Genomic DNA, 22735 nt, shown 5'->3' on the forward strand with positions numbered 1-22735 from the left:
GATTGACCATGAAGAAAAAGCTCATTGCAGGCAATTGGAAGATGAATGGCAGTTTGTCTGCCAACGCTTCTTTGTTGCAAGCGGTGTTGGACGGTAGCCGTGGCATGAACTGTCAGGCCGCTGTTTGTGTGCCTGCGGCTTATTTGTCGCAGGTACAGGCTTTGCTCTCGGGTCAATCACTCATTGCCTTAGGTTCTCAAGATGTGTCTGCGCATGAGACGGGTGCCTTCACGGGCGAAATCTCTGCAGGCATGTTGAAAGATTTTGCGGTGCGTTATGCCATCGTGGGTCATTCAGAGCGCCGCCAATACCACTCAGAGTCGGATGCTACTGTGGCCCTCAAAGCGCAGCGCGCTTTGTCCGCGGGTATCACACCCATTGTGTGTGTTGGCGAAACTTTGGCCGACCGCGAAGCAGGCAAAACCGAGGAAGTCGTGAAGCGCCAATTGGCTGCGGTCATTCACACCAACGGTCATTGCATCAGCGAAATTGTGGTAGCTTACGAGCCCGTTTGGGCCATTGGGACAGGGCGCACAGCATCACCCGAACAAGCACAAGAAGTGCACGCTGTTTTGCGTGCTCAACTGAAGGCGGCAACACCGCATTCAGACCGTGTTTCTATTTTGTACGGCGGCAGTATGAATGCCGCCAATGCCGCACAGTTGCTGGCACAAACCGATATTGATGGTGGCTTGATTGGCGGCGCAGCCCTCAAGGCACCCGATTTTTTGGCCATCATGGCCGCTGGTTCAGTTGTCGCCTAAGGGCGGCCTGAACGTTTGACTGAAGATATTTAGATAGGGAGCGATACATGAACGCAATGATCACCGTAATTTTGGCTGTACAAATGTTGTCGGCATTGGCCATGATTGGACTTATTTTGGTGCAACAGGGCAAAGGTGCCGACATGGGCGCTGCGTTTGGCAGCGGCAATTCTGGCAGCCTCTTTGGTGCCTCTGGCGGTGCCAATTTCTTGTCGCGTACCACCGCAGTTTTGGCCACTGTATTTTTTGTAACCACTTTGCTGTTGGCCTATTTCGGCAACTTGCGTCCGGCATCTTCAGGCAGCGTTTTAGAGGGTAGCTCTGTCACTGCGCCAACGGCTGTGCCTGCGCCCATTGACAATAGCCCCGCCTCTCAAATTCCGGGTAACAAGCCTGCTGCACCAGCCAGCCCAGCCAGCTCGAAGTAAAAATTCGGACTTGTTGTGACTTCTTGATTACAGTCACAAATTTCGGCGTTTGCCTCTCAGAAACAGCTTGTTTAGAGGTAAACTACGAGTTGTTCTGAGCGCCAAAATTCCACCAGTGGAAGCCTCATGCCACCAGAACAAATAACCGCCGTCGTGGTGAAATTGGTAGACACGCTATCTTGAGGGGGTAGTGGCGAAAGCTGTGCGAGTTCGAGTCTCGCCGACGGCACCAAAATCGAGACGCTGAGTGTTCACATTCAGCGTCTCACCAGTGATTTGAAGTCCATGATCAACCTCGACCAGTATCTGCCTATCTTGTTGTTCATCTTGGTAGGCCTTGCCATTGGTGTTATCCCTCAGGTGCTTGGCTACATTTTGGGTCCTAATCGCCCCGACGCCGCAAAAAACTCTCCCTACGAATGTGGCTTCGAAGCTTTCGAAGATGCGCGCATGAAGTTCGATGTCCGCTATTACTTGGTGGCCATTTTGTTCATTTTGTTTGACCTCGAAATTGCATTCCTGTTTCCTTGGGCGGTTGCCTTGAAGGAAGTGGGCATTGAAGGATTTATCGGTGTCGTTATTTTCCTCAGCATTTTGGTTGTTGGATTTGTGTATGAGTGGAAAAAGGGTGCACTCGATTGGGAGTGACCGCCACTTTGACAGACACCCACCTAAATTTGTATTGACTCTGTGCTTCAACAAGGATGTAAACAATGATTGAAGGCGTGATGAAAGAAGGCTTTATCACCACGAGTTACGACTCTGTGGTGAACTGGGCCAAAACCGGCTCTTTGTGGCCCATGACTTTTGGCTTGGCGTGCTGTGCTGTCGAAATGATGCATGCCGCCACAGCGCGCTACGACTTGGCTCGCTTTGGTGCAGAAGTTTTTCGCGCCAGCCCACGCCAAAGCGATTTAATGATTGTGGCTGGCACCTTGACCAACAAAATGGCACCTGCGCTTCGCAAGGTCTACGACCAAATGTCTGAGCCCCGTTGGGTCATTTCCATGGGTTCATGCGCCAACGGTGGTGGCTATTACCACTACAGCTATTCGGTTGTTCGCGGTTGTGACCGCATTGTGCCGGTCGATGTTTATGTGCCTGGATGCCCACCCACTGCTGAGGCTTTGATCTACGGCATCATTCAGTTGCAACAAAAAATTCGCCGTACCAACACCATTGCTCGGGTTTGAAAGAATCAACATGACTTTTTCAATTCATCCCGAACAGCTTCAGCAAAATCTGGTTCAGGTTTTGGGCGAGCAAGTCTCCGAAGTTGCTTTGTCATTGGGCGAAGTCAGCATCAAAGTGCCTGCGGCCAATTACCTCAGTGTGATGCAAACTTTGCGCGATGCGCCTGATTGCAAATTTGAGCAACTCATGGACCTGTGTGGCATGGACTACTCCACCTTTGGTGAGGTTGGTACCGATGGGCCGCGATTTGGCGTTGTTGTGCACCTTCTGTCTGTTAGCCTCAATCAGCGTGTGCGAGTCATGGTGCTTTGCCCCGATGACGATTTGCCTTTGGTCGATTCAGTCAATCACTTGTGGAACTCGGCCAACTGGTATGAGCGCGAAGCATTTGACTTGTATGGCATTGTGTTTGAAGGCCACCAAGACTTACGCCGCATTCTCACCGACTACGGCTTCATTGGTCATCCCTTCCGCAAAGACTTCCCTGTGTCGGGTCATGTCGAAATGCGATACGACGCCGAGCGCGCTCGCGTGATTTACGAACCGGTTTCCATTGAGCCTCGCGAAATTACACCGCGAATTATTCGCGAAGACAAATACGGAGGTCTGCACTAAGCGCTTTGGCACTTGTGCGAATCAACATGGCAGAAATTAAAAACTACACCCTGAACTTTGGTCCGCAGCACCCTGCAGCCCACGGCGTTCTTCGCTTGGTTCTGGAGCTGGATGGCGAAGTGGTGCAGCGCGCCGACCCGCACATCGGACTCTTGCACCGCGCCACAGAAAAGTTGGCCGAAACCAAAACCTACATTCAGTCCTTGCCCTACATGGACCGCCTGGACTATGTGTCCATGATGTCCAATGAGCATGCCTATTGCTTGGCCATTGAAAAATTGCTTGGCATTGAGGTGCCCAAGCGCGCCCAATACATTCGCGTGATGTTCTCCGAAATCACGCGCTTGCTTAACCACCTCATGTGGTTGGGCTCGCATGCCAACGATTGCGGCAGCTCTACTGTTTTAATTTACGCCTTCCGCGAGCGTGAAGATTTATTTGACATGTATGAAGCCGTGTCGGGTGCTCGCATGCATGCGGCTTATTTCCGCCCAGGTGGCGTCTATCGCGACTTGCCAGACGCCATGGCGCAGTACCAGGTAAACAAAATTCGCAATGCCAAAGCCATTGCCGAATTGAATGTCAACCGCCAAGGTTCTTTGCTAGATTTCATTGAAGATTTCACCAGGCGTTTTCCAGCATGCATTGACGAGTACGAAACACTCTTAACCAACAACCGCATTTGGAAACAACGTACGGTGGGCATTGGTGTGGTGTCACCCGAGCGTGCTCTTAACTTAGGCATGACTGGTCCCATGTTGCGCGGGTCTGGCGTTGCTTGGGATTTGCGCAAAACGCAGCCCTACGAAACATACTCCGAAATGGAGTTTGATGTACCTGTGGGTAAAACAGGCGACAGCTACGACCGATACCTGGTTCGCATGCAAGAAATGCGTGAATCCAATCGCATCATTCAGCAATGCATCAAGTGGTTGCGCGCCAACCCTGGACCAGTCATTACAGACAACCACAAAATTGCACCGCCTTCCCGCGAATCCATGAAGACCAATATGGAAGGTTTGATTCACCATTTCAAACTTTTCACTGAAGGCTTTCATGTGCCCGAAGGCCAGGCCTATGCCGCCGTTGAGCATCCCAAAGGCGAGTTTGGTATCTACCTCGTCAGCGATGGTGCTAACAAGCCTTACCGCTTAAAAATTCGTGCCCCGGGCTATGCCCATCTGGCGACCCTTGATGAAATGGCCCGTGGCCACATGCTGGCCGACGCAGTGGCCATCATTGGCACCATGGACATTGTGTTTGGAGAGATTGACCGATGATCTCTGATGCGACCAAAGCCCGCTTCGATCGCGAAGTGGCCAAATTTCCTGCTGATCAAAAGCAATCTGCTGTCATGGCTTGCTTGTCCATCTTGCAACAAGAGCATGGCTGGGTGAGCTCCGAAAGCGAAAAAGTGGTGGCCGACTATTTGGGCATGGCGCCCATGGCTGTGCATGAAGTCACTACTTTTTACAACATGTACAACCAGCAAAAATTGGGCAAGTTCAAATTGAACGTTTGCACCAATTTGCCCTGCCAATTGCGCGGCGGCCAACAAGCCATGGCCCATTTGCAAAAGCGACTGGGTATTCAAGCCGGCCAAACCACCGCCGACGGACTTATCACTTTGCAGCAAAGCGAATGCCAAGGTGCTTGCGCTGATGCGCCCGTGTTGTTGGTCAACGATCGCACCATGTGCAGTTTCATGAGCGACGAAAAGCTCGACGAGTTGGTCGATACATTGCAAAAATCTGGAGGCGCAGCATGAGCGCTGATTTGAATCAGTTGTTGTCGCGTTTTGCGGCTTCGGGTCAGGAAACTTGTTTTCACGACCGTCACATCAACCCGCAAATTTATGCAGGCTTAGATGGCAAAAACTGGAGCCTCAAAGATTACGAGGCTCGTGGTGGTTACCAGGCCTTGCGCAAAATTTTGGGCAAAGACGGCGGTGAAGGTCTGACGCAAGACCAAGTCATTGCCACTGTCAAAGAATCATCACTGCGCGGCCGAGGCGGTGCGGGCTTTCCAACCGGCTTGAAGTGGAGCTTCATGCCCCGACAGTTCCCAGGTCAAAAGTATTTGGTTTGCAATTCGGATGAGGGTGAACCGGGCACATGCAAAGACCGTGACATTATGCAATTCAATCCGCACATCGTGATTGAAGGCATGGCCATTGCGGCCTATGCCATGGGCATTAACGTGGGTTACAACTACATCCACGGCGAAATTTTCCAAACCTACGAACGCTTTGAAGCCGCGCTAGAAGAAGCGCGCGCTGCAGGCTATCTGGGCGACAAAATCATGGGCAGCAACTTCAACTTCCAGTTGCATGCGTCCCACGGTTTCGGTGCTTACATCTGCGGTGAAGAAACTGCATTGCTTGAGTCTTTGGAAGGCAAAAAAGGCCAGCCTCGCTTCAAGCCACCATTCCCCGCCAGCTTCGGTTTGTACGGCAAGCCCACCACCATCAACAACACCGAAACCTTCGCGGCGGTGCCTTGGATCATTCGCAATGGCGGCCAGGCGTATTTGGAGTGCGGCAAGCCTAACAATGGCGGTACCAAAATTTTCTCTATCAGTGGCGATGTTGAGCGTCCTGGCAATTACGAAATTCCCATGGGCACACCCTTTGCCAAACTCTTGGAGTTGGCCGGTGGCATGCGCGGTGGTCGCAATTTGAAAGCAGTCATTCCTGGTGGCTCATCGGCCCCTGTGTTGCCAGCCAACATCATGATGGACATCACCATGGACTACGACGCCATTGCCAAGGCTGGCTCAATGCTGGGCTCTGGCGCTGTCATTGTCATGGACGAAACACGTTGCATGGTCAAATCATTGCAGCGCTTGTCTTACTTCTACTCGCACGAATCTTGTGGCCAGTGCACACCTTGCCGTGAAGGCACGGGTTGGTTGTGGCGCATGGTCGACAGAATTGAAAATGGCCAAGGCCGCGCAAGCGACCTCGACCTCTTGAACTCGGTGGCAGACAACATCCAAGGCCGCACCATTTGCGCTTTGGGTGATGCCGCCGCCATGCCTGTGCGCGGAATGATCAAACATTTCCGTCACGAATTTGAGTACCACGTTGAGCATAAGACCTGCATGGTCCCCGCTTACGTTTGAGACGGCAGACAACCATGGTTGAAATTGAACTAGACGGTCAAAAAGTAGAGGTCTTAGAAGGCAGCATGGTCATGCATGCCGCTGAAAAGGCCGGCACTTACATTCCTCACTTCTGCTATCACAAGAAATTGAGCATTGCGGCCAATTGCCGCATGTGCTTGGTCGATGTTGAAAAAGCACCCAAGCCCATGCCAGCATGTGCAACACCTGTGACCCAGGGCATGATTGTGAGAACGAAAACAGACAAAGCCATCAAGGCCCAACAGTCTGTGATGGAGTTTTTGCTCATTAACCATCCGCTTGATTGCCCCATCTGCGATCAAGGTGGTGAATGTCAGTTGCAAGACTTGGCGGTGGGTTATGGTGGCTCCGGTTCACGCTACGAAGAAGAAAAGCGTGTGGTGTTTCACAAAGATGTAGGCCCGCTCATCAGCATGCAAGAGATGAGTCGTTGCATTCATTGCACCCGCTGCGTTCGCTTTGGCCAAGAAGTGGCTGGCGTGATGGAGTTGGGCATGTCGCACCGCGGCGAGCATGCCGAAATTGAAACCTTTGTGGGCCAATCGGTTGACTCTGAGCTGTCAGGCAACATGATTGACATTTGCCCCGTGGGCGCGCTCACCAGCAAGCCATTCCGCTACAGCGCCCGCACCTGGGAATTGTCGCGCCGCAAATCGATTGCACCGCACGACTCTTCTGGCGCTAACTTGGTGGTCCAAGTTAAAAACAACGAAGTGCTCCGCGTGGTGCCTTTGGAAAATGAAGATGTCAATGAGTGCTGGATCGCCGACCGCGATCGTTTCTCTTACGAAGCGTTGAACAGTGCAGATCGTCTGCGCGCCCCCATGATCAAACAAGGTGGTGAGTGGAAAGAAGTCGATTGGCAAACCGCTTTGGAATATGTGGCCAATGGTTTGAACCAAATCAGCAAAGACCATGGTGCCAGCAGCATTGGTGCTTTGGTCAGCCCGCACTGCACCCTCGAAGAGTTGCATTTGGCCAGCACGCTGGTTCGCTCCTTGGGCTCTGACAACATTGACTACCGTCTGCGCAACGCAGAATTTTCAAAGCCAGAAGGCGTGCGCTATTTGGGCACTTCCATTGCCAGCTTGTCGCAACTCCAACGCGTGTTGGTGGTGGGCAGCAACTTGCGCAAAGACCATCCGCTGTTTGCGCAGCGCATTCGCCAAGCACAACGCCACGGTGGTCAAGTCAATGTCATTACCTCTAAAGCATTGTTCAATGGCGCTGATGCATGGGCCATGCCCATCAAGAACGCTGATGTGCAAGAGGCCAGCGGCTGGGCACAAAGCATGGCCAATGTGGCTGCGGTCATTGCAGCAGAGAAGGGCGTCACAGCCCCTGCCAATGGTCAAGTCACGCCAGAGGCCCAAGCCATTGCCAAGTCTCTTTTGGGCGGCGAGCGAAAAGCCATTCTGTTGGGCAATGCAGCTGCACACCACGCCAATGCATCAAGCTTGCTCAGCTTGGCCAAGTGGATTGCTGACAATACGGGCGCCACTTATGGTTACCTCACAGAAGCTGCCAACACTGTCGGTGCACAGTGGGCCAAAGCCCAGCCACAGTCTGGTGGTTTGGATGCTGCGCAAATGTTGGCTGGTGGTTTGAAGGCTGCTTTGCTGCTCAATACCGAACCCGTTGAAGATTCAGCGGCAGGTAACAAAGCTGTAGCAGCCTTGGCGGCCATGCAGATGGTGGTCACCCTCAGCCCCTTCAAAACCAACATGGCTTTCTCAGACGTGTTGTTGCCCATTGCGCCGTTCACAGAAACATCGGGCAGTTTTGTCAATGCAGAAGGTCGCTTGCAAAGCTTCCACGCGGTGGTCAAGCCTTTGGCTGAAACCCGTCCGGCTTGGAAAGTGTTGCGCGTCTTGGCCAACATGCTCGGCTTGCCCCAATTGGCCTTTGAAACATCGCAAGATGTGTTGAAGCAAATTAGCGCCACGCCTTTGAACCTCAGCAATGCTGGTGGTTCTGAAGTTCGTTTGGCGGTTGGCATGGATGCACCTTGCGTGGCTTCTATTTATCAACTCGATAGCCTGGTTCGACGCTCGCCGTCCTTGCAACTGACAGCAGACGCCCAAAATGCCAAGTTGCTTGTTGAAGGAGTGCACGCATGATCGACGCTCTTTACAACGGCGGCCTAAATGCCATTTCGGAAACATGGTGGGCTACTATGGTGTGGCCCGTATTGTGGATCTTGCTAAAGATTGTGTGTGTCTTGTTGCCCCTTTTGTTGTCTGTGGCTTACCTCACTTTATGGGAACGCAAACTGCTGGGTTTTATGCAGGTTCGCATAGGCCCCAACCGCGTCGGCCCGTTTGGTTTATTGCAACCCTTTGCCGATGCCATCAAGCTTTTGACCAAAGAGCTCATCACACCTTCTGCTGTGGCCCCTGGCTTGTTCCGTTTAGGCCCAATCATGGCCATCATGCCGGCCTTGGCCGCTTGGGTGGCCATTCCCTTTGGCCCCGAAGTGGCGCTGACCAACATCAACGCGGGCTTGTTGTTGGTCATGGCCATTACCTCCATTGAGGTTTATGGCGTGATCATTGCGGGCTGGGCTTCCAATTCAAAATACGCTTTCTTGGGTGCCTTGCGCGCCTCTGCCCAAATGGTGAGCTACGAAATTGCCATGGGCTTTTGCTTCGTGGTGGTCATCATGGTCACGGGCAGCATGAACCTGACTGAAATTGTGCTGCTTCAGGGCAAGGGCGAAATGGCCAACATGGGCCTTAACTTCTTGTCATGGAACTGGTTGCCTCTGTTCCCCATTTTCTTGGTTTACCTCATCTCTGGTGTAGCTGAAACCAATCGCCATCCCTTTGACGTGGTGGAAGGGGAGGCCGAAATTGTGGCTGGTCACATGGTGGAGTATTCCGGCATGGGCTTTGCCATCTTCTTCTTGGCCGAATATGCCAGCATGTGGTTGGTGTCTATCTTGGCCGTGATCATGTTCTTGGGTGGCTGGATGTCTCCCATCGACAGTGCCTTGTTCAACTGGATCCCAGGTTGGATTTGGTTAGGTCTCAAAACCTTCTTTGTCGTGTCGATGTTCATTTGGATTCGCGCCACCTTCCCGCGTTTCCGCTATGACCAGATCATGCGTTTGGGTTGGAAGATTTTTATTCCAGTCACCTTGGTGTGGCTGTTGATTGTGGGCGCGTGGTTGCACTCGCCTTGGAACATTTGGAAATAACCGGGTTAAGACATGTCTACTGTGGCTGTATCCAATTTCTCGCTCAAAGATTTTCTCAAGAGCTTCATGCTGTTCGAGTTGGTCAAGGGCATGGCCTTGACGGGGCGTTATGCTTTTCGTCGCAAGGTGACGTTGCAATTCCCTGAGGAAAAGACACCTTTGTCGCCTCGCTTCAGGGGCTTACATGCACTGCGCCGCTACGAAAACGGCGAAGAGCGCTGCATTGCTTGCAAGCTGTGCGAAGCTGTTTGCCCCGCCATGGCCATCACCATTGAATCGGACGTTCGTGCAGACGGTTCGCGCCGCACCACGCGCTATGACATCGATTTGACCAAGTGCATCTTCTGCGGTTTCTGCGAAGAAAGTTGCCCTGTCGATTCCATCGTTGAAACCTCCATTCTGGAGTACCACGGTGAGAAGCGCGGTGATTTGCACTACACCAAAGAAATGCTCTTGGCAGTAGGCGACCGTTACGAAAAAGACATTGCTGCGGCCAAAGCTGCAGATGCCAAATACCGTTGATCGGCTGATTTACAAAACTAACAAGCGACAACCCATGGACGTCAAAACTGGTTTCTTTTATCTCTTCTCGGCGGTGCTGTTGTTTGCATCTTTCCGAGTGGTGACTGCGCGCAACCCGGTGCATGCCGTGCTGTTTCTCATGTTGGCATTCTCACAAGCTTCTGGCTTGTGGTTGTTGCTACAAGCAGAATTCTTGGCCATGACCTTGGTCTTGGTGTACTTGGGTGCCGTGATGGTGCTGTTTTTGTTTGTGGTGATGATGCTGGATATCAACCTTGACACCCTGCGTGCAGGCTTTTGGAAGCACTTTCCACTGGCAGCCACTTTGGGCGCATTGGTTGCACTTGAAATGGCTGCGGTTCTCATGAGTGGTTTTAGAACCTCCGAGGCACCCAAAGTAGCGGCCGAAGTGGGGCAAATAGGACAACAGTATTCCAACACCAAAGAGTTGGGTATTTTGTTGTACACCGACTACATCATGCCCATTCAAATAGCGGCTGCCATTTTGTTGGTTGCCATGATTGCTGCCATTGCCCTCACGCTGCGTGAGCGCAAAGACAGCAAGGCCATCAGTGCTTCCGAACAAGTCCATGTCCGTGCCAGCGATCGTTTGGTGATGGTCAAGATGGATGCCGTGAAAGTAGGCGAGGCGCCTAAAGCGCCTGAGGCACCTGAAGCGGCTGAAGCGGCTGAAGCCCCCAAGGAGAGCAAATCATGACATTGACACTCGGACACTACTTGTCATTGGGCGCCATGCTGTTTGCCCTCTCGGTCATCGGTATCTTTTTGAACCGAAAGAATTTAATTGTGTTGTTGATGGCCATTGAGTTGATGCTCTTGGCGGTCAATATGAATTTTGTGGCTTTCTCCCACTATCTTGGTGACATGCACGGACAGGTGTTCGTGTTCTTCATCTTGACGGTGGCCGCAGCCGAATCTGCCATCGGTTTGGCCATCTTGGTGCTCCTGTTCCGTAACTTGAACAGCATCAATGTAGACAAGCTCGATTCGCTCAAGGGTTAAGAGGTTAAAAAAATATGAGCCAAACCCTCAACGCTTATACGCTGCTTGCAGTGCCGCTAGCCCCCTTGGTGGGCTCTGCGCTGGCAGGTATTCTCGGAACTCAGTTTGGTGGCAACTGGATTGGTCGCCGCTTAACTCACTCGCTCACCATCCTGGGCGTTTTAATTGCGTTCATCTTGTCTGCTACAACTTTGAAGAGTGTGGCCATTGATGGTGCACGTTTCAATGAAACCCTCTATACCTGGATGATCGTTGGCGATCTCAAAATGGAGATTGGTTTCTTGGTCGATGGCCTTACCGCCATGATGATGTGCGTGGTGACCTTTGTGTCGCTCATGGTGCACATCTACACCATTGGTTACATGGACGAAGACGAAGGCTACAACCGCTTCTTTGCCTACATTTCTTTGTTCACCTTCTCCATGTTGATGCTGGTCATGAGCAACAACATGTTGCAACTGTTCTTTGGCTGGGAAGCTGTGGGCTTGGTGTCTTATTTGCTCATTGGCTTTTGGTACAACAAGCCTACGGCCATCTTTGCCAACATGAAAGCCTTTTTGGTTAACCGCGTTGGCGACTTCGGCTTCATTCTGGGCATTGGCCTGATTGCGGCCTACGCCGGAACGCTGAATTACTCAGAAGCCTTTGCCAAAGCCGATGAACTGGCTGCACTCACATTGCCTGGCACCTCATGGATGTTGGTCACGGTCATTTGCATTTGTTTGTTCATTGGTGCAATGGGCAAGTCGGCACAATTTCCCTTGCATGTCTGGTTGCCCGATTCCATGGAAGGTCCAACGCCAATCTCCGCATTGATTCACGCCGCCACCATGGTGACGGCAGGTATCTTCATGGTGGCACGCATGTCACCCCTGTTCGAGCTTTCAGATACGGCTTTGAACTTCATCATGATCATTGGCTCCATCACTGCTTTGTTCATGGGCTTTTTGGGCATCATTCAAAACGACATCAAACGCGTGGTGGCTTATTCCACCTTGTCTCAGTTGGGCTACATGACTGTGGCCTTGGGTGCATCTGCTTACTCTGTGGCAGTGTTCCACCTCATGACGCACGCTTTCTTCAAAGCTTTGCTGTTCTTGGCTGCTGGTTCTGTCATCATGGGCTTGCATCACAACCAAGACATTCGCTACATGGGCGGCGTGCGAAAGTACATGCCCATCACATGGATCACAGCGTTGCTTGGTTCTTTGGCTCTCATAGGCACACCATTTTTCTCGGGTTTCTACTCCAAAGACAGCATCATTGAGGCCGTGCACGAAAGCCACTTGGCTGCAGCAGGCTTTGCCAACTTTGCAGTGCTGGCTGGTGTGTTTGTTACGGCGTTCTACTCTTTCCGCATGTACTTCTTGGTGTTCCACGGCAAAGAGCGTTATGACCAGAACCCCGATGCGCACCATGGTCACGACGATCACCATGATGACCACGATCACGACAGTCACAAGCCACACGAATCTCCTTGGGTGGTTACTGTCCCCTTGATTTTGCTAGCCATTCCTTCAGTGGTCATTGGTTTCATGACCATCAACCCCATGTTGTATGGTGAGCTTTTCAAAGACGCTATCTTTATCGATGCAGAAAAGCACCATGCCATGAAAGAGCTGGCAGCGGCGTTCCATGGCCCGGTGGCCATGGCCTTGCACGGTGTATCAACAGCACCTTTCTGGCTTGCATTGGCCGGTGTGGTGGTGGCCTGGTACATGTACTTGATCAACCCAGCTGTGCCTGCTGCCATTGGCCGCGCACTGCGCCCCTTGGTGGTCATCTTGGAAAACAAGTACTACATGGACTGGATTAATGAAAACATCTTGGCCCGAGGCGCGCGCGCATTGGGCACAGGTCTTTGGAAGGTCGGCGATCGCACCTTGATCGACGGATTGGTCGTGAACGGCTCGTGGAAGTTGGTGGGCATGGTCTCCAACTTGGTTCGCAAGCTGCAAACGGGCTATTTGTATCACTACGCACTGGTGATGATCTTGGGTATCTTTTTGCTCATGACGTACTTCGTCTGGCTCAACAAATAAGGATTTACAAAATGGGATTGTTGAGCCTTGCCATTTGGACGCCTATCGCGTTCGGCATTGTTTTATTGGCTTTGGGACGTGACGAGCAGGCTAAGTCTGTGCGTTGGTTGGCTTTGGTGGGTGCTGTGGTCAGCTTTTTGGTCACGCTGCCCTTGTACAGCGGCTTCCAACTCGACACGGCCGAGATGCAGTTTGTTGAGAAGCTTTCTTGGATCGAGCGCTTCAATGTCAACTACCACTTAGGGGTTGACGGTATTTCTTTGTGGTTCGTCATTTTGACGGCATTCATCAACGTCATTGTTGTGATTGCTGGCTGGGAAGTCATCACCCGCAAAGTCAATCAATACATGGCTGCTTTCTTAATCCTTTCCGGATTGATGATTGGCGTTTTCTCTGCATTGGATGGCTTGCTGTTCTATGTGTTCTTCGAAGCCACGCTCATTCCAATGTACCTGATCATTGGTATTTGGGGCGGCCCAAACAAGATCTATGCAGCTTTCAAGTTTTTCTTGTACACCTTGTTGGGCTCATTGCTCACCTTGATCGCCTTGATCTACTTGTACATCCAATCAGGCGGCAGCTTTGACATTGCCTTATGGCATGAATTGCCCTTGTCGGCCACAGCGCAAAACTTCTTGTTCTTTGCGTTCTTTGCCGCCTTTGCCGTCAAGGTCCCCATGTGGCCCGTTCACACTTGGTTGCCTGATGTGCACGTTGAAGCGCCCACGGGTGGATCTGCTGTGCTGGCCGCCATCATGTTGAAACTGGGAGCCTACGGCTTCTTGCGTTTCTCTATGCCCATTGCCCCGGACGCCTCACGTGAGTGGGCTACCTTCATGATCGTGTTGTCTTTGGTGGCGGTGGTCTATGTGGGTTTGGTGGCCATGGTTCAACAAGACATGAAAAAGTTGGTGGCGTATTCTTCTGTTGCGCACATGGGCTTTGTGACCTTGGGCTTCTTCATCTTCAACCCGCTGGGCGTGTCGGGTGGTTTGGTGCAAATGATTGCACACGGCTTCGTGTCAGCGGCCATGTTTTTGTCCATTGGGGTGTTGTACGACCGAGTTCACTCGCGAGAAATTTCAAGCTATGGCGGAGTGGTCAACACCATGCCCAAGTTTGCGGCCTTTGCTTTGTTGTTTGCCATGGCCAATTGCGGTTTGCCAGGCACGGCTGGTTTTGTCGGTGAGTGGATGGTCATTTTGGGCGCAGTCAAGTACGACTTTGTGGTGGGTCTGTTGGCCGCCTCAGCCTTGATCTTTGGCGCGGCTTACACCTTGTGGATGTTCAAGCGTGTGTACCTCGGCCCCGTCACCAATGACGATGTCAAAGAGTTGACCGACATCAATGCCCGCGAATTCACGGTCATGGCTTTGTTGGCCATCGCCATTTTGTACATGGGCTTGTATCCAAAGCCTTTCACCGATGTGATGGAAGTCTCTGTGGCCAATTTGTTGGAGCACGTGGCTGCTTCCAAATTGCCTTGATCGCTTGTGATCAGCTGAAACTTAATAAATAGAGAGAATAGACATGATTGACTCAACCAGCTGGATGACGATCTATCCAGAAATCGTGTTGCTGGTGATGGCCTGCGTGATCGCGCTGGTCGACCTGCTGGTTACAAGCCCAAAGCGCACTGTGACTTACGTTTTGAGCTTGGCCTCCTTGGGTGGCGTTGCATTGCTGCATGCCTTCTACGCCGATGCAGGTCATACCTTGTATGGTTTTGGCCGCTTGGTCGTGTCCGACCCCATGGGCCATTGGCTCAAGTGTTTCTCCACCATTGCCGTCATGGTCACCCTGGTTTACGCGCGTCCTTACGCGGGCGATCGTGACATGCTGCGCGGTGGCGAACTGTTTAGCCTCTCGGTGTTTGCATTGCTTGGCATGAGCGTCATGATCTCTAGCCAAAATTTCTTGGTGTTGTACCTCGGCCTTGAATTGCTCACCTTGTCTAGCTATGCGCTGGTGGCCTTGCGCCGCGACAACACCCAGGCCACAGAAGCAGCCATGAAGTACTTTGTCTTGGGTGCCATGGCTTCCGGCTTCTTGTTGTATGGCATGTCGATGTTGTACGGTGCCACAGGCTCACTCGATTTGGCCACTGTTTTCAAAGTGATTGCCAGCGGTCAGGTGAAGCATCAAGTGTTGGTGTTTGGTTTGGTGTTTGTGGTAGCTGGTTTGGCATTCAAGCTGGGCGTTGTGCCGTTCCACATGTGGGTGCCCGACGTTTACCAAGGTGCGCCTACAGCGGCCACGCTCATGATTGCAGGCGCCCCCAAATTGGCAGCCTTTGCCATCACCATCCGTTTGTTGGTGGAAGGTTTGTTGCCTATGGCTATTGACTGGCAGCAAATGCTGGCGCTGTTGGCCATTGCTTCACTGCTGATAGGTAACTTGGCTGCCATTGCGCAAACCAACCTCAAGCGCATGTTGGCCTACTCCACCATTGCCCAAATGGGCTTTGTTTTGATTGGCCTGATGTCGGGTGTGGTCAGTGGCAACGCTGCCATGGGTGCCAACGCTTACAGCTCTGCCATGTTCTATGTCGTGGGTTATGTGCTCACCACCTTGGCCACCTTTGGCATCATCCTTCTCTTGGCCCGCCAAGGGTTTGAGAGTGAAGAAATTACAGATTTGGCAGGACTGAACAACCGCAGTCCTTTGTACGCCGGTGTGATGGCCATCTGCATGTTCTCCTTGGCGGGCATTCCACCCATGGTGGGCTTCTACGCCAAGTTGTCTGTTCTGCAAGCCCTGATCGCTTCAGGTCATACAGCCGACATTGCATTGGCTGTGTTTGCAGTTGCCATGTCCCTGATTGGTGCCTTCTACTACCTGCGTGTTGTCAAAGTCATGTACTTTGATGAAGCCGTGACGGCCACTACCGTTACAGCCGATACCGATGTCCGCATTGTGCTGTCTCTCAATGGCTTGTTGGTTCTGGTGTTGGGCATCGTGCCTGGTGCATTGATGTCATTGTGCGCGAGCTCAGTGACCCAAATGCTGGCCAATTGATCAGGGTCAATCAGATGGATTCACATCTGATTGAATCCAAGCTGAAGAGTCAGGAGCTCTTCAGGGGTTCTTTTCTTCATGCCTTTCGCGATACGGTGGCCTTGCCCGATGGCTCAGAGGCCTCGCGTGAATATGTCATTCATCCAGGCGCGGTCATGATCGTTCCTTTGCTGGAATTGCCGGGTCAGCCCTTGCAGTTGGTGATGGAACGTCAATTCAGATATCCCGTGCAGCAAGTGATGCTCGAGTTTCCCGCCGGCAAGCTCGACCCCAATGAATCAACCCTTGAGTGTGCGCAACGCGAGCTGTTTGAAGAGACAGGTTACAGCGCCAAGCAGTGGGCCAAAGCGGGTGTGATGCACCCCGTTATTTCTTATTCAACCGAACTCATTGAAATTTGGTTTGCCAAAGATTTAAGCCTGGGAGAGCGTCAGCTTGATCCAGGTGAGTTCTTGGAAGTGATCACGCAAACGCCTGAGGCCTTGAAGCAGGCTTGCTTGAAGGGCGAAGTGACCGATGGCAAAACCCTCACCGGCATGTTTTGGTTGCAGAATTATTTGTCAGGTCAGCATGATTTAACTTGGGTGAATGCCGCATGAAAGTCTTGAACCTTCAGTGCGCTGGCATGCACACCTTTGAGGGCTGGTTTGGCTCTGAAGACGATTACCAATCGCAGCGCGAAAGAAATTTGGTGGCTTGCCCCCTCTGCGCCAACACCGAAGTGCGAAAGTTGCCTTCTGCGCCGCGCTTGAATTTTGGTGCCGAAGAACCTCGGCAGGCCAAGTCTGCAGCCAAAGAAGACTCGTCTGCAGTAGCTGGCCCTGTTGCACCTGCTGGCGGTTTGCCTGCTTTGCCGACTTTGCCTACAGTGCCCAACGCAGAGGCCAAGGCCTCAAGCCTTTCCCAAATGCACCCTGAAGCGGTTGAGATGGTTCAAGAAGCTTGGATGAAAATGGTCAAGCACGTGATTGCCAACACCGAAGACGTTGGTCAAAACTTTGCCGAAGAGGCGCGCAAGATGCACTACGGTGAATCGGAAGAGCGCAACATCCGTGGGCAAGCCTCGATGGAAGAAACGCAAGACTTGTTGGAGGAGGGCATTGAAGTCATGCCCTTGCCAGTGCCTGATGCGCTAAAGGGCGGTCTTCAGTAAGCGCTGTACCAATCTTTGACTGCCGCTACATACCGCTGCACACCTTCAGCCACACTCGCTGCCTCCAACGCACCATAGGACAAACGCTGGTAGTTGGCTTCGTGAGTTTGCGTCAGACCAAAGGCGAAGCCTGGAATGGACGCTACTTTGAACTTCTCTGTCATGGAGCGATTGAAGGCAATAGGCTCGACGCCTTGCTTTAATCCGGGTAGCTTCATCAGCACATAAAACGCACCTTGCGTTTTGGGAAATTGCACCAAATCGCCCAAACCCTCTAGGGCTTGGTAAACCGTATTCCTAACTTGGCTCAAGGCTTCAACTTTGGGCGCAACCCATGGCTTGCCTTTTTTCAAAGCTTGAAGGGCCAACAATTGAGAGGGCATGGGCGCACATATGAGATTGGTGTCTTGTACCTTGTTCATGGCATCAAACAAATCGGCTGGGAACACCACATAGCCCACACGCCAACTGGCCATGCCATAGTTTTTTGACATGGAGTAAAACGACAAGGTGTGCTTCATGGCGCCAGGAATGCTGGCTGGCGAAAAGTGCTTCACGCCTTCATACGTGAAGTATTCATAAGCCTCATCACTGAAGTGATAGAGGCCATGCTGGGCGCACAAAGCGTTGATGGCACGCAGCGATGCTTCTGAGTAAACAGCGCCTGTTGGGTTGTTGGGGGAGACGGTCAGAATGGCTCGCGTGCGTGGTGTGATGGCCGCTGCCATGGCTTCGATGTTCAAACTGAAATCGGCATGCGTGGGTACGGGTACAGGCACGCAGCCGCACATCCGAATGGCCATTTCTTGGTTGAAATAAAACGGCATGGGCAAGATAAATTCATCGCCGGGATCGGCCACGGCCAAGACCGAATTCAAAAAAGCCATGTTGCTGCCCGCTGTGACCATCAGCATGGCGTCGGAACCCAGTTGCACTTGGTTTTCTTGTGCCAGCTTGGCTTGGATGGCTTCGACCAAGCCAGGATGACCGCTGACACCCAAGTATTTGTGCAAACTACCATCACCCATCATGCCAGGCAGGGCTGCAATGGCTTCTGCTGGCGGGCCGTAATTGACCACGCCTTGCCCTAGTGAAATGGTGCCTGGGTTGTTTCTGACCAAGGCTGCAATGGTGGGGATGATGGGGGTTTCGACCGCAGCAAGTCGGTGGTTAGAGCGAATCATGAGGCTTGTTTTTCAGTAGGATCTGGCAGTGAAGTCGTTGTAACACTTCGATTAAAGTATTGTCTATGAACAGTTTTGAAGCTTGGGGTTCCACCTTGCTGCCCAGCATTGAATTGCTGGCCACCTTGGCATTTGCATTGTCAGGGATTATGGAGGCAGCGCGCAAACGCATGGACGTGGTGGGGGTTTGTGTGGTGGGTTTTTTGGCGGCCTTTGGTGGTGGTACCTTGCGCGATATTTTGCTTGATCAACGGCCGTTCTTCTGGGTGGAAAACGAAATTGTCTTGTGGGCAGTTTTGGGCCTTTGCATTTTGTCCATTTCGTTCATGCGACAAAGGCATTTTGATTTGACTGAAAAGACCCTCCAATGGCCCGACACCCTGGGCTTGGGACTGTTCACCGCTTCAGGGGTGGCGCAATCTTTGGCGCTGGGCTTGTCGCCCACTGTGGCTGTTCTCATGGGCACCATCACGGGTATTTTTGGCGGTGTGTTGCGCGACATCGTCTGCAACGAAATTCCAGTTTCTTTCAAGGACCATCGCCCCTATGCCCTTTGCTCTGTGGCTGGGGGTGTTGTCTACATTGTGTTAGATGCACTGAACTCTGAGCCTTGGTTCTGCATGGCCTTGTGTGCCTTGGTCACTGTCATTATCAGAACGCTGGCCATCTGGAAAAATTGGGTCTTGCCAGCTTGGCGCAAAGATTGAATTGAATCTTTGGTTCAAGCCATGCGTACCAAATGCCCTGGTCTCGCAGAAGTGATCTTTCCATGGCGCTGCACTTGTTCACCCGCTACCCAAGTGGCTACATAGCCTTCGGCCTTTTGTAAAAAGCGTTTTCCACCTGCAGGCAAGTCACGAACCAGCTGAGGTAAACCGACGCTGAGCTTTTGAGGATCGATGGCGTTGATGTCTGCACGCATGCCAACCGACAATACGCCGCGGTCTTTGAGGCCTAAGTAGTTGGCGTTGCGACGCGTCAACATTTCAATCACAGTTTCAAGCGGCATAGAGTCTTTGTCGCGGCCTTGGACCCAATGCGTCAACATGAAGGTCGTAAAACTGGCATCGCAGACGGTTCCGACGTGCGCACCGGCATCGCTCAAGCCACTCAGCGCGCGCGGGTGATCTAGCATTTTGCGAACGGTATCGAGGTTGCCTTCGTTGTAATTGAAGATGGGAAAGTAAATCAAACCTTCGCCACGGCCTGCACTCAAATGATCGTAAATCACGTCCAAGGGTGTGACGCCTTTTTGCTTGGCTCGAACCAAGAAGCTCTCCATCACGGAGGGTTCGTAGTTCAAGTTGGCTTCCAATGGGAACATGCGGCCACTGATCATGTCGATCTTGGCCAATAAGATGTCGACCAAAGGCGGAATGGAACTGCCATCGCCGGCAAGTCGTTCAGATTTTTCCGAAAGGATGCGGGCTTTTCTGGCGGGGTCGCGCAGCGCAGCAGCACGTTCAGCCAAAGGCAGGTGAGCCACTTCTTTGTAGGAGGGGAATCCCATAAAAGGATGGAAGCTGGCATCGAGGCCATTCAACACGCCAATGCCACGTGCACCTGTTTGCATGAAAAGGGGCAGACCCTTGGCCACAGCTTTTTCAACGCGTTCCTGAATGCGTAAAAATTGTTCGCTCCCGGGATCTCGCTGAAGCCAAGTGAGAGATAGCGATTTGCCGCTGGCTTTTGCAATAGCTTCTACCAAATCGAATTCAGCTTCAAACTCGGCGGGGCCCTTAAGCAGGTTGTAGTCACTCACCATCTGCACCACACCGTGTGACAGGCCTTGGAAGGCTTGGGCCAAACCAGTCAGTTCGGCATGGCTTGCCTCTGCTGCAGGGGTTTCTTTGCCTTCGGAGGTGCGGTGGTTGTCGCTGCGTCCTGTACTAAAGCCCACAGCACCCGCTTCTAAGGCTTCTCGCAAAAGAGCACGCATTTGTTCGATGTCTTTGGGGGTGGCCTCTTCGTGGGCCAAGGCGCGCTCTTTCATGACGTACATGCGCAGCGGATCATGCGGTACTTGCACCAAAAAATCGAGGCTGTGAGGCGTTGCCTCCAGCGCATTCATGTACTGCGGAAAGCTTTCCCAGTTCCACACAATGCCTTCGTGCAAGGCGGCGCCAGGAATGTCTTCCACGCCTTCCATGAGCTTGACCAAATCGTCTTCAGCGCCTGGGCGCTTAGGTGCAAAACCTACCCCGCAGTTGCCCATGACAACCGTGGTCACACCGTGGTAGATGCTAGGGGTGAAGCACGCGTCCCAAGTCACTTGACCGTCATAGTGGGTGTGCAAATCGACAAAACCTGGCGTGATCCAGAGGCCAGTGGCATCGATGATCTCTTTAGCCGCTTCGTTGATCTTGCCTATTTGGGTGATCCGCCCACCTTGAATACCAACGTCTGCGATGAATGGTTTTTGGCCAGTGCCGTCAACCACAGTGCCGTTTTTAATCAAGCAATCGAGCATCTTTTCTTCTCCAAACATACGCCAAAGACATGCCACTCACAATGTGCCAAATACCCCACAAGCTGGCCAAGGTCACCATGCCTAAATCACTGTTGAATTGCACTGCAATGATGCCCAGGGCCAAACCAGAATTTTGCATGCCGCCTTCAATCATCACGGCGCGGCGATTGCGTTCACTCAAGCCCATCGTGAGGCTGGTGAGCCATCCAAAAAACAAGCCGCTGGCATTGTGCAAAACCACCAACAGCAGCGTGGGAAGCAAGCCCAGAGTGAGCAGCTGACGTTCTTTGATAAGGCCTGCTACGATGAAAAGTAGCAGCGCAATCAAAGAAAAAGTGCCAAGGGGTTTTCGAATGCGCTCGGTAAACGCGGGTAGTCGGTGAGAGGCCAGTAAGCCCAATGTGAGCGGCACACCCAGCAATAAAAACAAACTGATCCAAATGCCGGAGGCGTCGATTGACAACTCTTTCAACCACGACGCCGTCTCTGGATTGGCGACCATCATCCAGCTAAAGTTGAAGGGTGTGGCAAACAAGGCAATGATGCTGGCCACAGCGGAGATGCTGACTGACAAAGCTGTGTTGCCGCGTCCCATGTGGGTCACTACATTGCTGAGGCTTCCGCCAGGGCAGGCTGCTACCAAAATCATGGCGGCTTCAACATTGGGAGGCAGGTCTAAAAGAAGTGTTGCGGCCCATGTGGCTACAGGCAACAAGATGAACTGCGGGATGAGCCCACAGATCACTGCCTTTGGCTGTTGGGCTACTCGCTTGAAATCGTCTAGACGCAGCTCTAGGGCCACTGAAAACACCATGGTTGCCAAGACCATGCTTAAGACGATCTGGGATGCATTCATGTTCAAGACCTTCGTGCAAGCGGCAAATTCAGAAGCAAGTTTTGCGGTTTGATTTTGAGCAGATTTTGTGGGTCCATGGCCATGGCCAAGTACACCGGTTTGCCGCTCACTTCTTGCAGCATGTCGCTGGCGCTGTCAAAGTTCAGAACAAACAAACACAGCATGCGGCGTTGCCTGTCTTCGTCAATGCTTTGACCGTTGTAGAGATCGTTCAGAATGCTGCTGGCCTGCGCATCAAGGCCCACATGCCAAACCCAGTGCGCATCCTCAATTTCGCGGGCTGTGACAATGCGCACACTGGCGCTGGTGAAGTGGGCTATCCAGCGTTCGAGCACCCGGCAAAAAGCGTCAATGAGAGGCTGTCCCAAATTCAAACAGGCCACCATGTCGAAGCGTTCGCTTCGCTCCCAATAGCTGTCTTCCGTGCTGTCTTGAATCACATCCAAGTCGACACTGCGCAGGGGAATGCCGCCTTGCTTGAGCAATTCACCTAAGCTGCCAAATCCACTTTCAAGCGCATGGCGTTCTACCGTTTCGTGATCGGCCGCCATCACGGAGCCATCTTCCAACACCGATATTTTTTGGGTTCTGAACAGCAACTCTGCAGCACGGGCTTCTAAAGGCGAGCAGTCTTGGCCCAAGATGTGTTGCACCAAGACTTGTGTGATTTGATTCACCAAGATGGGCGGCACATCAACGCCTTGCCCCTCAAACAAAGCCCAGTAACTGGCTTCTAGGGTGGCGTGGGCCAAAATGCGGTTGCGAAAACGCAGCCAGACCGCCATGTTGTCGGCCGCATCGCGGTCTTGGATATGTGCCAGGTCGGAAGCTTGCAATTCAAGTCGCGGATTTTCCAGCAAGCGCTCATGAATTTGAATTTCATGCTTGCAAGAACTTTCAATGGGCGCCAATTCTGGGCGCAATAGCAGAACCCTTAGAAAATCATCCGTGACGGTGAGGTGACCTCGTGCGTCTTTTTTCAGTTGTGCGTAGCCAGCTTGTGGCCAAAGACTTTGCGCGTCTTCACTCATCATTGAAAAGCTGTTTTCTATCAAATCGGTTTTTTGCCACGGGGAATCACGGCCGTGATTTTTTGCACTGGGCGCTCTGTGTCTACAGCAAT

General features: G+C 52.3%; 23 protein-coding genes and 1 tRNA gene. 20 read left to right on the plus strand and 4 right to left on the minus strand.

What is annotated here, in order from left to right:
• Positions 1-8: 8 nt before the first annotated feature.
• The 19 genes from tpiA to B9Z32_RS06315 all read left to right on the plus strand — a co-directional run bounded on the left by tpiA (position 9) and on the right by B9Z32_RS06315 (position 17102).
• A complete protein-coding gene (gene tpiA, locus B9Z32_RS06225) occupies positions 9-764 on the plus strand; it encodes a triose-phosphate isomerase (RefSeq protein WP_108420408.1) in 756 nt (251 codons plus the stop codon).
• 47 nt (positions 765-811) lie between these two features.
• Positions 812-1192, plus strand: coding sequence for a preprotein translocase subunit SecG (gene secG / locus B9Z32_RS06230; RefSeq protein WP_108420409.1), 381 nt, complete (start codon positions 812-814; stop codon positions 1190-1192).
• Positions 1193-1339: 147 nt separating this feature from the next.
• A tRNA-Leu gene (locus B9Z32_RS06235) sits at positions 1340-1424 on the plus strand.
• Between the two features lie 56 nt (positions 1425-1480).
• Entirely contained in the window at positions 1481-1840 is a 360-nt protein-coding gene (locus B9Z32_RS06240) for an NADH-quinone oxidoreductase subunit A (protein WP_108421044.1), read from the plus strand.
• Between the two features lie 65 nt (positions 1841-1905).
• Positions 1906-2385, plus strand: coding sequence for an NADH-quinone oxidoreductase subunit B family protein (locus B9Z32_RS06245; protein ID WP_028820600.1), 480 nt, complete (start codon positions 1906-1908; stop codon positions 2383-2385).
• A 10-nt stretch (positions 2386-2395) separates the two neighbouring features.
• Complete coding sequence (locus B9Z32_RS06250) at positions 2396-3001, plus strand: NADH-quinone oxidoreductase subunit C (protein ID WP_108420410.1); 606 nt, start codon at positions 2396-2398, stop codon at positions 2999-3001.
• Positions 3002-3027: 26 nt separating this feature from the next.
• On the plus strand, positions 3028-4281 hold the full coding sequence (locus tag B9Z32_RS06255; RefSeq protein WP_108421045.1) for an NADH-quinone oxidoreductase subunit D: 1254 nt from the start codon (positions 3028-3030) through the stop codon (positions 4279-4281).
• Positions 4278-4769: an NADH-quinone oxidoreductase subunit NuoE gene (nuoE, locus tag B9Z32_RS06260; RefSeq protein WP_108420411.1), complete on the plus strand. Its 492-nt coding sequence runs from the start codon at positions 4278-4280 to the stop codon at positions 4767-4769. Before B9Z32_RS06255 ends, nuoE begins: the two co-directional genes overlap by 4 nt.
• Positions 4766-6124: an NADH-quinone oxidoreductase subunit NuoF gene (gene nuoF / locus B9Z32_RS06265; protein ID WP_108420412.1), complete on the plus strand. Its 1359-nt coding sequence runs from the start codon at positions 4766-4768 to the stop codon at positions 6122-6124. Before nuoE ends, nuoF begins: the two co-directional genes overlap by 4 nt.
• Before the next feature lie 14 nt (positions 6125-6138).
• A complete protein-coding gene (gene nuoG / locus B9Z32_RS06270) occupies positions 6139-8265 on the plus strand; it encodes an NADH-quinone oxidoreductase subunit NuoG (protein WP_108420413.1) in 2127 nt (708 codons plus the stop codon).
• On the plus strand, positions 8262-9344 hold the full coding sequence (gene nuoH / locus B9Z32_RS06275; protein WP_108420414.1) for an NADH-quinone oxidoreductase subunit NuoH: 1083 nt from the start codon (positions 8262-8264) through the stop codon (positions 9342-9344). The genes nuoG and nuoH overlap by 4 nt, the downstream gene beginning before the upstream one ends.
• A 12-nt stretch (positions 9345-9356) precedes the next feature.
• The gene (nuoI, locus tag B9Z32_RS06280) at positions 9357-9866 is read left to right on the plus strand and encodes an NADH-quinone oxidoreductase subunit NuoI (protein ID WP_090131156.1); all 510 of its coding nucleotides are present in this window, start codon (positions 9357-9359) and stop codon (positions 9864-9866) included.
• Positions 9867-9900: 34 nt separating this feature from the next.
• Positions 9901-10584, plus strand: coding sequence for an NADH-quinone oxidoreductase subunit J (locus tag B9Z32_RS06285; protein ID WP_108421046.1), 684 nt, complete (start codon positions 9901-9903; stop codon positions 10582-10584).
• The gene (nuoK, locus tag B9Z32_RS06290) at positions 10581-10889 is read left to right on the plus strand and encodes an NADH-quinone oxidoreductase subunit NuoK (protein WP_108420415.1); all 309 of its coding nucleotides are present in this window, start codon (positions 10581-10583) and stop codon (positions 10887-10889) included. The genes B9Z32_RS06285 and nuoK overlap by 4 nt, the downstream gene beginning before the upstream one ends.
• Before the next feature lie 14 nt (positions 10890-10903).
• Positions 10904-12931, plus strand: coding sequence for an NADH-quinone oxidoreductase subunit L (nuoL, locus tag B9Z32_RS06295; protein WP_108420416.1), 2028 nt, complete (start codon positions 10904-10906; stop codon positions 12929-12931).
• Positions 12932-12942: 11 nt separating this feature from the next.
• A complete protein-coding gene (locus tag B9Z32_RS06300) occupies positions 12943-14418 on the plus strand; it encodes an NADH-quinone oxidoreductase subunit M (RefSeq protein WP_108420417.1) in 1476 nt (491 codons plus the stop codon).
• Between the two features lie 43 nt (positions 14419-14461).
• Positions 14462-15949 carry an NADH-quinone oxidoreductase subunit NuoN gene (nuoN, locus tag B9Z32_RS06305; RefSeq protein ID WP_108420418.1) on the plus strand — a complete coding sequence of 496 codons (1488 nt, stop codon included), beginning with the start codon at positions 14462-14464 and terminating at the stop codon, positions 15947-15949.
• Positions 15950-15963: 14 nt separating this feature from the next.
• Complete coding sequence (locus B9Z32_RS06310) at positions 15964-16548, plus strand: NUDIX domain-containing protein (protein ID WP_108420419.1); 585 nt, start codon at positions 15964-15966, stop codon at positions 16546-16548.
• The gene (locus B9Z32_RS06315) at positions 16545-17102 is read left to right on the plus strand and encodes a DUF1178 family protein (protein ID WP_108420420.1); all 558 of its coding nucleotides are present in this window, start codon (positions 16545-16547) and stop codon (positions 17100-17102) included. The genes B9Z32_RS06310 and B9Z32_RS06315 overlap by 4 nt, the downstream gene beginning before the upstream one ends.
• On the opposite strand, the gene B9Z32_RS06320 is transcribed toward B9Z32_RS06315, so the two are convergent.
• Complete coding sequence (locus tag B9Z32_RS06320) at positions 17096-18286, minus strand: aminotransferase class I/II-fold pyridoxal phosphate-dependent enzyme (RefSeq protein WP_108420421.1); 1191 nt, start codon at positions 18284-18286, stop codon at positions 17096-17098. The genes B9Z32_RS06315 and B9Z32_RS06320 overlap by 7 nt on opposite strands.
• A gap of 65 nt (positions 18287-18351) precedes the next feature.
• Between B9Z32_RS06320 and B9Z32_RS06325 the strand changes: the two genes are divergently transcribed.
• The gene (locus B9Z32_RS06325) at positions 18352-18993 is read left to right on the plus strand and encodes a trimeric intracellular cation channel family protein (protein ID WP_108420422.1); all 642 of its coding nucleotides are present in this window, start codon (positions 18352-18354) and stop codon (positions 18991-18993) included.
• Between the two features lie 14 nt (positions 18994-19007).
• Here the strand turns inward: B9Z32_RS06325 and B9Z32_RS06330 are convergent, their stop codons facing one another.
• The 3 genes from B9Z32_RS06330 to B9Z32_RS06340 are packed head-to-tail and all read right to left on the minus strand — an operon-like array spanning position 19008 to position 22646.
• On the minus strand, positions 19008-20756 hold the full coding sequence (locus tag B9Z32_RS06330; protein ID WP_108420423.1) for an amidohydrolase family protein: 1749 nt from the start codon (positions 20754-20756) through the stop codon (positions 19008-19010).
• Complete coding sequence (locus B9Z32_RS06335) at positions 20737-21612, minus strand: bile acid:sodium symporter family protein (RefSeq protein WP_108420424.1); 876 nt, start codon at positions 21610-21612, stop codon at positions 20737-20739. The genes B9Z32_RS06330 and B9Z32_RS06335 overlap by 20 nt, the downstream gene beginning before the upstream one ends.
• Before the next feature lie 2 nt (positions 21613-21614).
• The gene (locus B9Z32_RS06340; RefSeq protein WP_233248106.1) at positions 21615-22646 is read right to left on the minus strand and encodes a DUF6352 family protein; all 1032 of its coding nucleotides are present in this window, start codon (positions 22644-22646) and stop codon (positions 21615-21617) included.
• Positions 22647-22735: the final 89 nt, after the last annotated feature.

Origin of the sequence: Limnohabitans sp. MMS-10A-178 (assembly GCF_003063375.1) — a bacterium.
Taxonomy (GTDB): Bacteria; Pseudomonadota; Gammaproteobacteria; order Burkholderiales; family Burkholderiaceae_C; genus Limnohabitans_A.

Excerpts from the sequence above, each read along its gene's own strand:
- B9Z32_RS06285 (WP_108421046.1), top strand. The coding sequence starts at position 9,901 with ATGGACGTCAAAACTGGTTTCTTTTATCTCTTCTCGGCGGTGCTGTTG.
- nuoE (WP_108420411.1), top strand. The coding sequence starts at position 4,278 with ATGATCTCTGATGCGACCAAAGCCCGCTTCGATCGCGAAGTGGCCAAA.
- nuoG (WP_108420413.1), top strand. The coding sequence starts at position 6,139 with ATGGTTGAAATTGAACTAGACGGTCAAAAAGTAGAGGTCTTAGAAGGC.
- B9Z32_RS06250 (WP_108420410.1), top strand. The coding sequence starts at position 2,396 with ATGACTTTTTCAATTCATCCCGAACAGCTTCAGCAAAATCTGGTTCAG.
- B9Z32_RS06320 (WP_108420421.1), bottom strand. The coding sequence starts at position 18,286 with ATGATTCGCTCTAACCACCGACTTGCTGCGGTCGAAACCCCCATCATC.
- nuoH (WP_108420414.1), top strand. The coding sequence starts at position 8,262 with ATGATCGACGCTCTTTACAACGGCGGCCTAAATGCCATTTCGGAAACA.
- nuoF (WP_108420412.1), top strand. The coding sequence starts at position 4,766 with ATGAGCGCTGATTTGAATCAGTTGTTGTCGCGTTTTGCGGCTTCGGGT.
- nuoN (WP_108420418.1), top strand. The coding sequence starts at position 14,462 with ATGATTGACTCAACCAGCTGGATGACGATCTATCCAGAAATCGTGTTG.
- B9Z32_RS06315 (WP_108420420.1), top strand. The coding sequence starts at position 16,545 with ATGAAAGTCTTGAACCTTCAGTGCGCTGGCATGCACACCTTTGAGGGC.
- B9Z32_RS06325 (WP_108420422.1), top strand. The coding sequence starts at position 18,352 with ATGAACAGTTTTGAAGCTTGGGGTTCCACCTTGCTGCCCAGCATTGAA.
- nuoL (WP_108420416.1), top strand. The coding sequence starts at position 10,904 with ATGAGCCAAACCCTCAACGCTTATACGCTGCTTGCAGTGCCGCTAGCC.
- B9Z32_RS06255 (WP_108421045.1), top strand. The coding sequence starts at position 3,028 with ATGGCAGAAATTAAAAACTACACCCTGAACTTTGGTCCGCAGCACCCT.
- nuoK (WP_108420415.1), top strand. The coding sequence starts at position 10,581 with ATGACATTGACACTCGGACACTACTTGTCATTGGGCGCCATGCTGTTT.
- B9Z32_RS06330 (WP_108420423.1), bottom strand. The coding sequence starts at position 20,756 with ATGCTCGATTGCTTGATTAAAAACGGCACTGTGGTTGACGGCACTGGC.
- secG (WP_108420409.1), top strand. The coding sequence starts at position 812 with ATGAACGCAATGATCACCGTAATTTTGGCTGTACAAATGTTGTCGGCA.
- B9Z32_RS06340 (WP_233248106.1), bottom strand. The coding sequence starts at position 22,646 with ATGATGAGTGAAGACGCGCAAAGTCTTTGGCCACAAGCTGGCTACGCA.
- nuoI (WP_090131156.1), top strand. The coding sequence starts at position 9,357 with ATGTCTACTGTGGCTGTATCCAATTTCTCGCTCAAAGATTTTCTCAAG.
- B9Z32_RS06310 (WP_108420419.1), top strand. The coding sequence starts at position 15,964 with ATGGATTCACATCTGATTGAATCCAAGCTGAAGAGTCAGGAGCTCTTC.
- B9Z32_RS06335 (WP_108420424.1), bottom strand. The coding sequence starts at position 21,612 with ATGAATGCATCCCAGATCGTCTTAAGCATGGTCTTGGCAACCATGGTG.
- tpiA (WP_108420408.1), top strand. The coding sequence starts at position 9 with ATGAAGAAAAAGCTCATTGCAGGCAATTGGAAGATGAATGGCAGTTTG.
- B9Z32_RS06245 (WP_028820600.1), top strand. The coding sequence starts at position 1,906 with ATGATTGAAGGCGTGATGAAAGAAGGCTTTATCACCACGAGTTACGAC.
- B9Z32_RS06300 (WP_108420417.1), top strand. The coding sequence starts at position 12,943 with ATGGGATTGTTGAGCCTTGCCATTTGGACGCCTATCGCGTTCGGCATT.